Annotated in this window: 12 protein-coding genes; 6 read left to right on the top strand and 6 right to left on the bottom strand. The window is 52.3% G+C overall.

The features are described 5' to 3' along the window. Positions 1–148: 148 nt before the first annotated feature. Complete coding sequence (locus WCI03_00420; GenBank protein MEI8138309.1) at positions 149–1,333, bottom strand: uroporphyrinogen decarboxylase family protein; 1,185 nt, start codon at positions 1,331–1,333, stop codon at positions 149–151. 188 nt (positions 1,334–1,521) lie between these two features. Between WCI03_00420 and WCI03_00415 the strand changes: the two genes are divergently transcribed. Continuing rightward, positions 1,522–2,274, top strand: coding sequence for an AraC family transcriptional regulator (locus WCI03_00415; GenBank protein ID MEI8138308.1), 753 nt, complete (start codon positions 1,522–1,524; stop codon positions 2,272–2,274). A gap of 365 nt (positions 2,275–2,639) precedes the next feature. Here WCI03_00415 and argS read toward each other — a convergent pair whose 3' ends face one another. From argS to WCI03_00400, 3 genes are all read right to left on the bottom strand, one after another. After that, complete coding sequence (gene argS / locus WCI03_00410; protein ID MEI8138307.1) at positions 2,640–4,361, bottom strand: arginine--tRNA ligase; 1,722 nt, start codon at positions 4,359–4,361, stop codon at positions 2,640–2,642. 8 nt (positions 4,362–4,369) lie between these two features. Continuing rightward, entirely contained in the window at positions 4,370–5,692 is a 1,323-nt protein-coding gene (locus WCI03_00405) for a phosphomannomutase/phosphoglucomutase (GenBank protein MEI8138306.1), read from the bottom strand. A gap of 100 nt (positions 5,693–5,792) precedes the next feature. Further along, the gene (locus tag WCI03_00400) at positions 5,793–6,236 is read right to left on the bottom strand and encodes a hypothetical protein (GenBank protein MEI8138305.1); all 444 of its coding nucleotides are present in this window, start codon (positions 6,234–6,236) and stop codon (positions 5,793–5,795) included. A gap of 192 nt (positions 6,237–6,428) precedes the next feature. On the opposite strand from WCI03_00400, the gene WCI03_00395 reads away from it, so the two are divergent. Beyond that, positions 6,429–7,607: a DUF1343 domain-containing protein gene (locus tag WCI03_00395; GenBank protein ID MEI8138304.1), complete on the top strand. Its 1,179-nt coding sequence runs from the start codon at positions 6,429–6,431 to the stop codon at positions 7,605–7,607. After that, positions 7,604–9,484: a sugar phosphate nucleotidyltransferase gene (locus tag WCI03_00390; protein MEI8138303.1), complete on the top strand. Its 1,881-nt coding sequence runs from the start codon at positions 7,604–7,606 to the stop codon at positions 9,482–9,484. The genes WCI03_00395 and WCI03_00390 overlap by 4 nt, the downstream gene beginning before the upstream one ends. Here WCI03_00390 and WCI03_00385 read toward each other — a convergent pair. Then, entirely contained in the window at positions 9,481–10,308 is an 828-nt protein-coding gene (locus WCI03_00385; protein ID MEI8138302.1) for a patatin-like phospholipase family protein, read from the bottom strand. The two genes, WCI03_00390 and WCI03_00385, sit on opposite strands and share 4 nt — an antisense overlap. After that, positions 10,305–12,185, bottom strand: coding sequence for an NAD(+) synthase (gene nadE / locus WCI03_00380; protein MEI8138301.1), 1,881 nt, complete (start codon positions 12,183–12,185; stop codon positions 10,305–10,307). The genes WCI03_00385 and nadE overlap by 4 nt, the downstream gene beginning before the upstream one ends. Before the next feature lie 123 nt (positions 12,186–12,308). Here nadE and WCI03_00375 point away from each other — a divergent pair, with 123 nt between their 5' ends. The 3 genes from WCI03_00375 (at position 12,309) to WCI03_00365 (ending at position 14,913) form a co-directional block, all read left to right on the top strand. Continuing rightward, positions 12,309–12,554 (top strand): hypothetical protein, encoded by a 246-nt coding sequence (locus WCI03_00375; protein MEI8138300.1) that lies wholly within the window; start codon positions 12,309–12,311, stop codon positions 12,552–12,554. A gap of 31 nt (positions 12,555–12,585) precedes the next feature. Further along, positions 12,586–13,392 (top strand): DUF3108 domain-containing protein, encoded by an 807-nt coding sequence (locus tag WCI03_00370; protein MEI8138299.1) that lies wholly within the window; start codon positions 12,586–12,588, stop codon positions 13,390–13,392. An 87-nt stretch (positions 13,393–13,479) separates the two neighbouring features. After that, entirely contained in the window at positions 13,480–14,913 is a 1,434-nt protein-coding gene (locus tag WCI03_00365; GenBank protein ID MEI8138298.1) for a nitronate monooxygenase, read from the top strand. Positions 14,914–14,924 lie beyond the last annotated feature (11 nt).

Raw genomic sequence — 14,924 nt, 5'->3', positions numbered from 1 at the left:
GGCATCAAGCCTAATCTCAATGATCTGATGCACTAGGGTAATTACGGATTGGCGGGTCACGCCCAACCGATGCGTCTCGCGGTCGAGGGAATGAATCATCCAGACGGGAAAATCCACATTGACCCGCTTTTGCTGGCTAATGACCCGTTCAGCCGCCCAACTCCAGGCACCGCATTCGATAATGCATGTAATTAGCGTAAGACACATTGTTGGGCACACCGTGATCGCACGTGGGAATATAGCCGCCGCATTCCCGCATGAAAGGAATGATCCTCTCGACCATTCTATCAATATCACGCGGCGTTTGAGCCAGCACACGCTTGTCGATCCCGCCGGTAATCACGAGATCAGGATACTGCTTACGCGTTGCCACGACATCACAGTTGCTGGCGACTTCAAACGGGCTCATCACATCCATTCCGATGCTCTCCCGGTAAATGGGGATCACCGGATCGGCAAACCCATCCGTATCAATCTGCACATAGAGATGGCGCGTGCGATCAAGCTGGCGCGCATTCAGGTTGGCAATCAACTGCTGGTAGTACGGCAGGATAAATTCCTTCATCATTTCCGGAGAGATCAGCGAACCGTGATTGTAGCAAATATCCTCCCCGAAATATATTTCGTCAATGGTCACCGCCTGCTGATGCCGGGCAATCACGGTATCGGCCAGCTCAAACCACGTTTTCATGCAATCATGCACCATGTCCGGCATATCGTAAAAAGCGTATAACAATTCCTCGGGGCCGATGAGGCTGCGCAAGTACATATAGCCTCCAACAAGATTCTGAACAATGTACCGCCCCTCCGCAGCGGCCGCACTGGCAGCGGCCATACGCAACTCCAAGTCCGCATAGCGTTCAGGACTCGCCGGATTCATCCGCCACTTCACATTCTCCACCCAGGTGCGCATGTCCTTGACGGGATGATCCACATATTCGGGCATGAAGCCATGTCGACGCCCCTTGAAAAACAGAACATGGCGTCCTGCAAAATCCTGCACCAATTCCGTTTCGCCCCGGTCCTCGATCAACTTGGTCTCAAAACAAGGCCGGAACTCAGCCTCACACCACCCGATCTGTCCCAGCGAATGACTCCCAGGCGGATCGTAACCAAACAATTGCTCCTGAGGCACATCGGCAGGCATCCCCTCCTCCGCTTTCCACCGTTCAATCGCGTCAGCCCAGATGTAGAATTCACGATGAAATATGGGCGCACCCGGTTTACGCTCATAGGCATCCCGAAGCTTGCGGGCACCCGAACTCATGCGCTCACGCGGCACTGGCGCCAAGATCCCCTCAGCACCGACCAACTCAGAACTTTTCATACTCATTTCAGACTCCTTTACTTGTTAACCCATGCGTTTGAATGCGGCTTTGAACACGAATAATCAGTATAATACGCAAAAACTGATAAAAAAAGAATGGACGAATCGGCTATTTTCATACATAAATCGGCATAACTATGTGGCAGGATTGTTCCAATGCAAGAAATGGAGGGCTCCCGGGGGGATGCCTGGCCTTGAATACCCTCTGGCATGTTCGGGCGGATGCTTCCTATTGTGTAACCCGTGATCAGCCTGCCACACAAAACATGATCGCCCTGCGAACGATAAGGGGACGAGGCAGCGTAACGCTTAATACCAGTGAGACTTTTGAGGTTTCACAAGAAACCCTGTTGATTGTGGAAAATGACCTTATTCGACAGTACCGACAGGAAGCAGGCTCATGGCACTTCTGGTGGTTCGAATTCAGAGTCAGCGGCCCTTTGTTCTTCCCGCTCCGCCAAATCATGAACGTCCCGGCGAAATCCGACGAACTGGAATTGCTGAAGCACCTGTTCAGCACCTTGAGAAAGGAGGCCCCGGCGCAACGCAGTCTTGCCTCCGCAGGTCTGGCCTACCTCCTCCACATCTGGATTGCGGCCGTTCAGGAACAACAACAAGCCTCTCCCCACCAGGCCAAGGTGATGCATACCATCGAGACCATGTATGCCCTCACCGACGGGTCGTATCGCGTAGCCGAAATGGCCCAGCAGGCTGGCTTGAGCGATCGGCGCTTCCGACAGGTGTTCGAAACCATTACCGGTCAAACTCCTAAACATTTTTATGATGGGATCCGGCTCGAGTTCGCCCGCCAACTGTTACTCGCCTCTCCGGACAAAATCGAGACCATCGCCGAACGTCTGGGATTCTCAAGCCCCTTCCATTTCAGCCGGAGTTTCCGCAAATGTTTTGGCGCCCCCCCCTCCCACATCCGCAACGGGCGAAACTAGATCGCCCTGCACCTTCAGTAGGAGGGGGTATGCTTAATCTTAATCCTCGCCGCGCCTTGAGCGGGTACGCGCCCATATCGATAAGCACTTCCGCACTCCCCTGACCCTGGATCATCTGGCGGACATCGCTGGGCACTGGTGTTCCTGATGCAGGCGGCGCGGCTTGATCCGAAGATTCAACTGCCTCGAATTTGAAAATCGGCAACAATCAGGTGCATCGGATCCAGACGAAGCGCCATTATCGTCACAAGTCCGGATTCACATCCCTACCACTTGCTCGCCTACCATGGGATACATCCACAGTTTCTCGCGTTCTTACTGGGAAGGCTACAAAAGGCCGAAAATGGTGTGTCAAGGAGAGCCCATTAGATCCTGTCCGGTGTCTCAATGCCGAGCAACTTCAAGCCCTGTCGCAAGAGTTTGGCGACCACCGAGCACAGGCGCACACGACTCTCGCGCACGCCTTCCGGCGCCTTGAGGAATGGCACATTCTGATAAAAAGTGCTATAGGCAGAGGCTAATTCATAAAGGTAATCAGCCAATATGCTCGGCTTGTAACCCTCTGCGGCACGCACCACAGTTTCCGGAAAACGGAGGATCATGACCGCCAGCACCCGCTCAATAGGCTCGCCCAGCAGAATCGGATAGTTATTCAAGTCAAGACCGGGGAATAGATCGCGATATTTGTCCTGAACACTGGCAATACGCGCGTAGGCATATTGAAGATAGGGGGCTGAATTGCCGTCCAACGCCAAAGCCTTTTCCCAGGTAAAAGTCACCAGACTCTGGGGGTTCTGACTCAGGTCAGTATATTTAACCGCCCCAATGCCTGCGGCACGCGCAATGTCCTTTTGTTTTTCTTCGGGCATCTCGGGACTGGACTCCTTAACGACGGCAAGTGCACGGGCCTCCGCCTCGTCCAGATATTTCTCCAGCTTGATCACATTGCCTTGCCGTGTTGAAAACGTTCCCTCGGGCAAACGCATCAACCCGAACCAGACATGCTCAAGATGGGTCTTACATCCAAGTTTACGGGCAACCGCAAATACCTGCCGGAAGTGGTTCTGCTGGCGCTCATCCGTCACATAGATGATCTTGTCAGGATTAAACTCAGCAATCCGGCTCTGAATGGTGGCCAGATCGGTCGTGGCATAATTAAAGCCACCATCAGTTTTTTTAACGATACAGGGTGGCAATTTTTCATCATCCAAAAAGGCAACCAAAGCCCCTTCACTCTCACGTGCCAAACCCTGATCCAGCAAAGCTTGAACAACACCGGGCAGGCGGTCGTTATAAAAGCTTTCGCCCCGCATCAGATCAAACGTCACATCCAACCGCTTGTAGATATGCGCGAACTCCTTCAGACTTAATTCCACAAATTGCTGCCAAAGCCGGCGATTTTCGGGGTCACCCGCCTGAAGCTTCACCAGTTCGTTCCTAGCCTGAGCTAACCAAGTTTCATCCGATTTGGACTGTTCGTAACTCTTAACGTAAACCCGTTCAAGTTCCTCAATGGGTTCGGCTTCAAGTGCAACGGGATCCGCGAAATGGCGATAGCCCATGATCATAATCCCAAACTGGGTACCCCAATCTCCAAGATGATTGTCAGATATCACCTTATACCCGAGAAAACGATGCAAACGATCCAGGGAATTTCCAATCACCGTAGACCGTATATGCCCGATATGCATGGGCTTAGCGACATTGGGACTGGAGTAATCAAGAATCACCGTTTTGCCGATCCCCATTTGCGGCACGCCGCAACTTGGATCACGTCCTGCCGTATCGACCATACGGGCAAGCCAATCCTTATTCAGGGTAATATTGATAAAGCCAGGACCAGCGATCTCCAGTTTGGCAACCGCATCAATCGGAACCGCTTGTTTAACAACCGTATCAGCAATCTGGCGCGGATTCTTTTTCAGTTGTTTGGCAAAGCCCATCGAGTGATTACACTGGTAGTCACCAAATTCGGCACTGGTAGTGGCCACCACACCGATAGCCCACCACCCCTCAGTAACCTCAGGTAAAGTCTTCTGAAAAGCCGCCCGCATCCAGTCCGAAAGCATTTGTTCAATAGTTGTCATAGATTGTGTCAAGCTCCACGGATCAAGTTCAGCAATTCGTCCCGTCGCGCTTCCATAACGGCCTTTGTTTTGGCCTCCAGATTCAACCGGACCAAGGGTTCGGTGTTGGAGCAACGCACATTAAACCACCAGTCAGCATATTCAACAGTAATGCCATCCAGCTCAAGAAGCTTCCCATCAGTGTACTTCTTACGAATCGCATCAAGCACAACCTGAGCGCTATGCACTTCGGAATTGATTTCACCGCTGGCAAAATAGCGTTGGATCGGCTTGATCAGCTCTGACAGTGTCTTACCCGTCTTAGTAATGACATTGGCGATATATATCACAGCCATGGCGGAACTTTCCGTCGTGTAGTTGTCGCGAAAATAGTAATGACCCGACAACTCGCCAGCGAAGATCGCCTTATTGTCACGCATCTGCTGCTTGATAAAGGCGTGCCCCACCCGACTCATCATCGGTTTACCACCACTGGCTTCAATAGTCTCCTTGACGGCCCAACTGCTGCGCAAGTCGTAGAAAATCACGCCCTTCTCCCTTTCCAAGATACTTGAAGCTATCAGGGCAGTAATAATGTCCATGGGCACGATGTCGCCCTTCTCATCGACAAATCCGGCACGGTCGGCGTCTCCATCAAACGCCACACCAAAATCAAATTTCCCATGCCGTACTGTTTCCTGTAGCACTTCCATGGTCTCCGTGTTCAGGGGATTGGCTTCATGATTCGGGAAAGTTCCATCAAGAGTGTCAAAAAGCCGCTTTATTTCAACCACTCCATCCAGGCAGCGCGCCTCCAGAATGCCCATTGAGTTTGCAAAATCCACCGCGATCTTAACCGGACGTCGAATATCTGCAGCTTTTTGTACATGTTTCACGTAAGCGGGAATGATGTCATAGGCCGTGACCGTACCCGAACATGACGCTGGGGCGGCAAACCCTTTATTGAGCACAATCTGCTCGACTTCCTTGATGCCGGTGGCGCCACTGATCGGAATCCCCTGCTCCCGGCAAAGTTTAAAGCCATTCCATTCCCCGGGATTATGTGAAGCCGTGATCATGATGCTGGCATCGGCACCTAGCGAACCGTTAGCGTAATACGACATCGGCGTCGAACACATGCCGATGTTAATCACATCGGCTCCCTGCATCGTGATGCCCTCACAAAGTGCCTTAAAAAGGGGAATGGAATGCGGACGCATGTCATATCCGATCACCACTTTTTTGCATTTCAAAAAGGTAACAAAAGCCCGGCCAATAGCATTCGCCAATGCCTCGGTCAATTGAGTGCCATAGATGCCACGAATGTCATAGGCCTTGAAAATTCCCGCCATATTAACCTCTTTTCTCAGAATTCTATTAAAATATACTTCCTCTTAAAATGAAAACGGGACGCTGAAAAGCGTCCCGTGTCTCAACCTTAATGAACTCGACTCACGTTGTCTTTTTGGTCGATTTCTTCACAGTCGACTTCTTCACAGGAACGGTCGATTTCTTCACGATCGTCTTTCCGGCCGTATGAACGACTGGCTTGACAGGAGCTTTGGCTGCATCCGCTTTCACCTGAGCCTGCTTAGCGGCTTCATCAGCCTTCTTGCGCATTTCTTCCTGAAGGCGAAGCTGGTGCTGACGGGTCCATTCCATGGCGGTCTGGCGGAGCTTCTCGACTTCATCCATCTTACGCAGGGTATCCTGCTTCAATTGTTCAGACTCCTGCCGGATCAATTCTTTCTCACCTGTCAACCGATCAACATCCTTACGGCGGCTAGAAGCCATGACAGAGGCAATGATGGCCCAGATCGTTACAAAGACAACCAATAAAGACAAAAGCATTACGGTCGTGTTCTTCGGCTCGCGCAGTGATTCATTTTCCATCATAGTATCTCCTCGTTCATCCAGTTTCCCCGTTATTCACGGTTATGTTTTTGTGAAAAATTCAGAAGCGAATATGCAGGATCGCCTAAAAAAAAACAAGTAGTTTTTTGAATAACGAGAGCGCTCCGGAATTTCGACTTCTGAATCCCGACTTCTTCCTTTGAGTTTTCATACGCACTGTGCCAAAGTGCCGCTATGACAGGCGTCGATAAAACCTTTAAATCAGGAATGGATGTTCTCCTGGAGGATCATCCAGACTGGCTGGCAGGATCGCGGGTGGGACTAGTGAGTCACACGGCAGCCGTTGATCAAGCCGGCATCACCTCGGCTGAGAAACTGCGTCATTGTCCCGGGGTTAACTTATGTGCGTTATTTGGTCCTGAACACGGTTTTAGGGGGCTTGCCGCAGCAGGCGATCCGACACAGGATGAATCGCATTCGGAATGGAATATCCCCATCTACTCTTTATACGGAACTACCCGAAAACCCACTCGAGAAATGCTTCAGGGCGTCGATATCCTGGTAGTTGAGTTTCAAGACCTCGGAGCCCGTCCCTATACTTATGTCTCCACGCTCTCCCTCGTACTGGAAGCCGCAAACGAATTCCATATTCCCGTAATCATAGCCGACCGCCCCGTTCCGCTCCCGCTCAGTGCAGATGGCCCTGTCACTGACAATAAGTTCAAGAGTTTCGTAGCGGCACTCCCCCTGCCCATGCAATACGGTATGACCCCTGCCGAGACCGCGTTATGGATCCAAAATCAATTCCTGCCAGAACTGGACCTCCGGATTGCTCCCATGCAAGGCTATAACGGCGAAAGCGAACGGCAACGCTCATGGCCGCCTTGGATGCCCCCCTCCCCGCGCATAAAGTCCTGGGAATCCGCCAGTCTCTTCACCTGTACTGTATTCGGGGAAGCGCTTCCCGCGTTGGACTATGGCTCAGGAACAAACCTCGCATTTCAACTGGTTGGCGCGCCCTGGCTTGAGCGGGATCGGCTGGCCGACCGCCTGAGCGCAAGCAGCCTTACCGGTATTAGATTTGAGCCCATTGATTATCAATCCCAGTCCGGCCTTTATCAAGGAATGTCGTTTGCCGGTCTGCGACTCATCATTACCGATTACACCACGTTCCGGCCGTTAGTAACTTGTATCACCCTCATCGAGAATATCATCACACTCTACGGACATGCTCCGCTATGGACCGCTCCCGGCACACGACCCGGGTGGTTTGATAGCCTGTTCGGAACCGACCAAGTCAGATTGGCCCTTCAGGCGGACACGCCCGCCGCAGAAATTATCGCGCAATGGCAGCCAGCTCTCATTGAATACAGACACACACGACGCCCCCACCTTCTTTATGGAACAAGATGAATAAACCTAGAAAAGCAATTATTCTGGCAGCAGGTTTCGGTTCAAGACTCCTCCCCTTAACCCTGCTCAAACCCAAGCCACTATTCCCCATATGGGGGCAACCTGTTCTGGGACATACCCTGCAATTACTGCAGCGCTGGGGCGTGAAGGAAGTGCTGGTCAATGCCCACCACCATGCCGATCAAATTCTGGCTTATCTCCAAACCATCCCCGTTCCGGGAATGAAATACCATGTTTCCTTCGAGCCGAATGTGCTCGGAACAGGCGGAGTCCTGCCCAAAGCCCGCTGGTTTCTGGATGATCAGCCTTTCTGGATGATCAATGCCGATGTGATGGCCGAATTGGATGAACTCCCCTTGATTAAGGCCTTCCATCAACATGCTGCAATCGCCTCCTTATGGCTCCACCCAGAACGCGGACCACGTACCGTTGAACACAAAAATGGTCTGATCAGTGTATTCAAAAGTCCACTCGCGAAAACTGAAGGCACCGCAACTTTCTGCGGATTGCAACTGCTCTCCCCCGGGATCCTCAAGTATCTTCCGGAATCCGGATTTGCCAGTATTGTCGATGCTTATGAAAACGCTTTGGTCGCAGACGAAAAGATCGCCGGCGTGGTGGTGCCAAATGCCTACTGGGCAGACATTGGTAACCCGGAATCCTATCTCGCCGCCCATCGTGAAATGCTGGAGTTGCCCCGCTGGAAATCCTTCCGCTCCCGTGACGGGCGGATTGTGGCATCCGGCATAGGTACTACCATTCATCCAAAAGCCAAAGTCGACCGGTCCGTACTTTGGGATCATGTCACCCTCCTCCCCGGCGCCAACGTGCAGGATGCGATTATCACGGACGGTGTGACGCTGAGTAGCCGTGCCTCTTATATGGCGATCCCCGCGGCCGATTTACCCGATGCCGTGATCAGCCGGGTTCTCAATCAACTCGACTGGAATCCTAATGCCACAACTGTTCTGCCGCTTCCCCCACGAGGTTCTGCACGAACCTTTACCCGCCTAATCTCCGGCTCTCAGGAAAAATCCAAAAGCGCTATGGTTGTACGCTACAGCCTCGAACGCCCGGAAAACGGACTTTACACCAGCCAGGCGAGATTTTTACTCAAACAGGGCATCAGCGTACCTGGCGTGCTTCTCGATTGGCCGAAGGAACAACTATGCGTTTTGGAAGATGTCGGGGAAAACAGCTTGGAGCAACTTATGCCAAACCTGGACCGGGCTCACTGTATCGAATTCTATAAGCAGACCCTGGACAACGTGGCCTGTCTGCATACCCAGGCCACGCGGGCCGCCGCGCGCCATCCCCTCAAGTTATCAATGCCCTTCACCCGTCATCTTTATGAATGGGAACAATCCTTGTTCTGTGATCAGTTTTTACGCCGTCATCTCCCCATCAATGAAGACCAGTGCAAACTGATTCGGAAGGAATTGGCGGGCTTGATTCCGGCTCAAGTTCGCGCCCCGCGCGTCATCGTTCATCGCGACCTGCAGTCCAGTAACGTTTTGATTAACACGGGAAAGGTATTCCTGATCGATTTCCAGGGAATGCGGATGGGAACGGCAGCCTATGATTTGGCCTCTCTCCTTTGTGATCCCTATGTCAATCTTCCTGCCGATGTGCGCGATGAGCTTCTGGAATACTATCTAGGGTTGATTCCCAACGGTAAACCCGTAAGGGATCTTTTCTGGATCGCCGCCGTGGAGCGCTTATCCCAGGCTTTGGGGGCATTCGGCCGACTGGGCGCGGCACCCGCCACCTCGTACTTCCTGAAACATATCCCCGCCGGCATCAATCAACTCCAAAAAGCCCTTCTCCATATTCCAGGCCTACCCACACTTAAAAGCGGCCTGAATGCGAGGGGCTAACGGGCCAGCATGACTCGCTCAAGCGCTTGCTTGAGTTTCTGGCACGCAGGCTGGGCCTGTTCATAGATCAAATCGGCCTTATAGAACTCCAAAACATCGACGTTAATGATATCGGGGGCGATATAGATTTCAGGAGGGGCATGCCGTAATTTCTCCGCAATAATGGATTTTTGCATGATGTCGAACGAACCCAACACAACTCGGAATAGGCTGGGCATTTTGTGCCGGGTCTGCCGCAACGCCCCCATAACATTGATGGCAACCACAATGTCGCAATCGGTGAGAAGATCAAACGGAACCGGATTAACGGTTCCCCCATCCGTTAAAAGCCGGCCATCCCAGCGCACAGGCGTGAATAATCCGGGCAGTGCCATACTGGCTTTTACCGCATCCAGAAGTTCCCCGGAGTTAATGACCACCTGCTCGGCTGAATGAAAATCCGTCGTCACCACCTGCAATGGAATCTGCAAATCCTCAAACTGGCTGACACGCATGGCCTCATAAAGGAAATCAATAAACTTATCCCCCTTTAAAAGACCGCCATGACCGAATTCCAAGTCAAGAAACTTGATCCATTTAAAAGTGTCTTTTCTGCGCATGGCGCTTCGAAAAGATTCCCCCTTAGCCATGAGCATACTGTGCACGCCCTCCCGGATTTCCACGCCCGAAAGCCCCGAGGCATAAAGTGCCCCCATCACCGCGCCAATGCTGGTGCCCGCAATGCGATGAGGCCGGATACCCAACTCGTCAAAGACTTCCAACATGGGAATATGCGCCAATCCACGCGCCCCGCCGCCACCAAGTGCCAAACCGATTTTTTTCATATCCCGATCAAATCTTTTTTCAGCGCTTCATAGCGCTGGGTATAACGGGGGCCCATCTGGGATTCCCGGTGATCAAAACCGAACGCACGGCGTTTGACGGCCAACACCGGCGGGGCCTGAATGCGTTTTGCAACGCCCAGCCCCTGATACTGTTTCCACCACCGCTCCAAATCCGCAATGAATTCCCTGACGGCGGGGAAAAGGGCGTTGACTTTGCCGGCATAGCCAATACGCGCTTCAAGACTTCCGTCCCGATACCACTCCAGAATCTCTTCAGGAGTCACCCGATTCCAGTCTTCCACCCACGTCCGGAAAAGACAATCATGATAGGGATATATCAAGGGATCCCCCTTCCCCTTATCCACCGCCTGCGCGGCACTTAACTCGGCAGAGGGAACAACGGTAAATGAACCCTCAGGGATGACGCCCCGTTGATAGACATGAGTGTTCAGGTAGCGACCCAATGCATAAACTTCACCTTTCCAGAGGTCGGCGATATTGGCCAGATATCCACCCAGATCACCATAAAGCGTGGTATAGCCAACAGTCATCTCTGACTTGTTCGCATTGCAGGTAAACACCCCGCCAAAAGCAGCCGCTATGGCAGCCAGCACACGAGCGGAACGATCACGCGCCTGAATATTTTCCAGCAAAAAATCAGTAAGAACCAGTTTTCGCCTGGCCCCAGACCATTGTATTTCGACCTCAGACAGCTGGGTTTTCGTGTGATGCACGCTTTCTTCAATCGGAATTTCCATATAACCACACCCGAGATTGCGGGCCAACTCGCGCGCCAGGGAAATGGTTGTGCTGGAATTAAACTGGCTGGGCATATTAACGAGCAACAAGTGCTCAGGGGGAAGAATACACCCATAGATGGCGGCCACCACGGCGGAGTCAATCCCGCCCGAGGCCCCGACCACAACCCGATCCACCCCACAGGCCTTCATGAACCGTCGCGTACCATATCGGATCGCCTCAAAAAGCATGGAGACATCATCTGCGGCGGGAACGATCGGTACGCCAAAAGCCTGGCGCCCCCCAACCGGCATCATGAAATCTATAACGCCTTCGGTATATGGGGCCAGCGGCTCGATACTGTTCCCGTGCCCATCATAAATGCAGGAGGCCCCATCAAACGTGAAAACCGTTTTCCCGTTATTCTGAAGACCCGTCGTGTTGACGTAAATCAGAGGCCGCTGAATTCTGGCCGCGGCCGCGGCAAATACTCGATTGCGCTTATTGTTTTTGTTGAAAGTAAACGGGGAGCAGCTCGCATTAACCACAAAATCCACACCATGCTTCGCCAGAATTTTAAGGGGCGACACATCGTAGTCACTATCCCATGCATCCTCACACAGCACCGCACCAATCCGCCCACACGCGGTAACGACCGGCGCAATCAGTTTAGACAGAGGCCGTCCCAGTTCACACGCCAACTTCCGGGTGTCATAAAAATAGCGGCTGTCATCAAACTCCCTGTAATTTGGCATCAGCGTCTTGATAACAAAGGGATAAGGGCACTCTATCGGCCCGATAAAACGACCCGACTCGGCAACAAACAGGGCATTATATTTGCGAGTCCGGCCATCCTCATTCTTCAGGCGCCAATCAAGCCCCACATTCCCGAAAATAACCGTCAACCCGGTGGCGGCGGACCGGATTTCATTGCCACACGCTTCGCACTCACGCAAAAAGGCTGCACGTTCCCATTCATCCCCGAGCAAATACCCCGGAATGGCCATTTCCGGAAAAACAAGAAGTTGTACCTGATCCTGTTTCGCGACCTCAATCAAGGCCAACATTGTGGTGGTATTCTCCCGGGGTCGCCCGGGTAAAACCTCCATTTGGGCCAATCTGACTTGAACTTTGTGCATAGCAATCACACCCAACTGACATTCCGCTGATAGTCTCGATCCTTTTATCTACCGTAAGTTGTCACCTGTGTCACGATCGTTCCTATGGGCAGTCGCCATAACTTCGGCATAATCAGCGCCTTCATGAATCGAAACGAACAGACACATTACCCTGCAAGTCCCGATGCCGTGCCCTCCAATGCGGCACGAATCAACCGGACCCTGTCGCTTTCCATCGTCGAAGGATGTGCCTGGGCGGTGATGTGGGCTTCGGCGAATCATTCGTGGGGCCATAGCCCAGCTCATCGGGGCCAGCGTGATCGAACGCCTCGGCCGACGCAGTCCCCTGTGTTCACTCACAATGACTATGTTGCCTTCAAAGAGCATTGACTACTGGCTCGCAAGAGGCTTTTATTCCCGAATGAAGCTATTGGTATCCATCTATTTTCTAGCCCTGACATGGGGTGGTACCGCATTGGGTGAGAGTGACCCCAATTATCTGTCCGGGTTTAACTGGCCCATTGGCGAAAAAATCACCTACCGCATCTATTGGGGCATCATTCCCGTCGGCATCAGCACCAGTTGGACGGAATGGACTGAATATGAAGGGCAGAAAGTGCTGGCCATCCGGATGCGAACCATTTCGAACAAAGTCGTCGAAAAAATGTATCCCGTCGATGACACGATCGAAAGCCTCGTCACTCCTGATACATTTCTACCGATCAGGTTCTCCAAGAATATGAGCGAAGGCACCCATAAATATAAGGAAGAAACGCTATTTGACCGGACAAATTTGGTGGCCCATTGGGAATCCAAACTGACCGGAAAAAAGAAGGTTTATCCCATTGAGGCTGAAACACGGGATATTCCCTCCTTAATGTATTACCTTCGGATCCAAACCTTTACGCCCGGCAAACGAGAACACCTCCGAGTTCAGGCTGATGAAAAAATCTACGATCTCTGGTTGAATATCCGAAAGAAGGAAAAAGTCGATACTCCGAACCATGGCGACGTCGAAAGCATAAAGGTGGAACCTGAAGCCTCCTTCAACGGGCTATTTGTCCGGAAAGGCAAGCTTTGGGTGTGGATATCCAATGACCCGCGCCATCTGGCCACTCGGATCGAAGCCAGCATCCCGGTTGCCAATGTCAGAGCGGTAATCATAAAAGTTGAAGGTCCGGGAACTGATTTCTGGCTCAAATCAAATGAGCCATCCCAAAAAGATTAAGCAGTGGGTAGCTTCTCTAAAATATTATGCCCCCATCGCTAAACTTTGTGGCTTTTGTCGAAAAATAGGTATACAATGGATGGCGTTATGAATATTTCGATTCCAAAAATCATACAGGGCGGGATGGGTACCGGAGTTTCAAACTGGCGTCTGGCGCAAGCGGTATCCAGGATCGGACAACTCGGCGTCGTATCTGGTACCGGGCTGGATCACGTTCTCGTCCGTCGCCTTCAAGATGGAGATCCAGAAGGACACATCCGTCGGGCGCTGAGCCATTTTCCTTTCCAGAAAATGGTTCAGACGATTCTTAATAATTATTTTATCCCAAATGGGAAAGCCCCCGATGCGCCCTACCGCAACTTCGGGCCACACGCCGTGGCCGGTAAACGGGAACCCCAGGAACTTTGTATAGCCGCCAATTTTGTTGAGGTTTACCTCGCCCGCGAAGGACACACTAACCCCGTGGGAATCAATTATCTGGAGAAGATCCAACTTCCCCATCTCCCCTCCATTTATGGAGCGATGCTTGCCGGAGTCAGCGTTGTCATTATGGGCGCAGGCATCCCACTTGAAATCCCTGGGATATTGGACGTCCTTGTCAACCACGAAGCCGTCTCCTACCCGATCCACATTACGACACAGAAAACCGGGGGCGAAGTTATCCGACTTCAGTTTAATCCTCGTGATTTTCAGGAAGATACTACCACTCCCCTAGCCGCCTTACACAGACCCGCATTCCTGCCCATTGTGTCATCTGACACTCTGGCTACCATGCTACTTCGTCGCGCCACCGGAAGCATTCAGGGCTTCATCATCGAGGGCCCCCTCGCAGGCGGTCATAACGCCCCCCCCCGCGGTAAACTCCAGTTATCCGCGCGTGGCGAACCCATATACGGCCCTCGCGATACGGTTGATCTTGCTGCATTCCGTGCGATGAATGTGCATTTCTGGCTTGCCGGTGCCTATGGTTCAGCCGCCAAGTTGTCCGAAGCCTTGGCCGCAGGGGCCTCAGGAATTCAGGTAGGAACCGCTTTTGCACTGTGCGTGGAATCCGGGGTAACCACGGAATTAAGGCATGCCTTAATTCAAAAGGCCCTCGATGGCAAAGCAGAAGTCTTTACGGATCCGCTCGCTTCACCCACCGGCTTCCCCTTCAAAGTAGCTAAACTCGAAGGGACTCTCTCAGAACCCGAGATTTACAGTAAACGCCGCCGGGGATGCGACCTCGGTTTTCTGCGCGAAATGTATCGCAAAGATGATGGCTCCATCGGGTATCGTTGCCCAGCGGAAAACGTTGAGGCATATGTTGCAAAGGGCGGCAAAATAGAGGACACGGTAAACCGGAAATGCCTCTGTAACGGTTTGGTCTCGAACATTGGGTATCCACAGCATTTTAAGGGAGGCGGCCAGGAATTGCCCGTCCTCACACTGGGCGATGACTACGTCAACATCAGTCAATTCTGCAAGTCAGGCAGTTTGGATTTTTCGGCAGCTGATGTAGTACGCGTCCTCCTTGGTTAACACCCTTGCAG

It is taken from the genome of bacterium (genome assembly GCA_037143175.1).
GTDB lineage: Bacteria > Verrucomicrobiota > Kiritimatiellia > CAIKKV01 > CAITUY01 > JAABPW01.
Note: the sequence above shows the minus strand (reverse complement) of the source record. Positions and strands in the feature narration are given on the sequence as shown.

Bases quoted from the DNA above. Each gene is read 5' to 3' on its own strand.
- WCI03_00405 (MEI8138306.1), bottom strand. From the start codon at position 5,692: ATGGCGGGAATTTTCAAGGCCTATGACATTCGTGGCATCTATGGCACT.
- argS (MEI8138307.1), bottom strand. From the start codon at position 4,361: ATGACAACTATTGAACAAATGCTTTCGGACTGGATGCGGGCGGCTTTT.
- WCI03_00385 (MEI8138302.1), bottom strand. From the start codon at position 10,308: ATGAAAAAAATCGGTTTGGCACTTGGTGGCGGCGGGGCGCGTGGATTG.
- nadE (MEI8138301.1), bottom strand. From the start codon at position 12,185: ATGCACAAAGTTCAAGTCAGATTGGCCCAAATGGAGGTTTTACCCGGG.
- WCI03_00400 (MEI8138305.1), bottom strand. From the start codon at position 6,236: ATGATGGAAAATGAATCACTGCGCGAGCCGAAGAACACGACCGTAATG.
- WCI03_00390 (MEI8138303.1), top strand. From the start codon at position 7,604: ATGAATAAACCTAGAAAAGCAATTATTCTGGCAGCAGGTTTCGGTTCA.
- WCI03_00375 (MEI8138300.1), top strand. From the start codon at position 12,309: ATGAATCGAAACGAACAGACACATTACCCTGCAAGTCCCGATGCCGTG.
- WCI03_00365 (MEI8138298.1), top strand. From the start codon at position 13,480: ATGAATATTTCGATTCCAAAAATCATACAGGGCGGGATGGGTACCGGA.
- WCI03_00420 (MEI8138309.1), bottom strand. From the start codon at position 1,333: ATGAGTATGAAAAGTTCTGAGTTGGTCGGTGCTGAGGGGATCTTGGCG.
- WCI03_00370 (MEI8138299.1), top strand. From the start codon at position 12,586: ATGAAGCTATTGGTATCCATCTATTTTCTAGCCCTGACATGGGGTGGT.
- WCI03_00395 (MEI8138304.1), top strand. From the start codon at position 6,429: ATGACAGGCGTCGATAAAACCTTTAAATCAGGAATGGATGTTCTCCTG.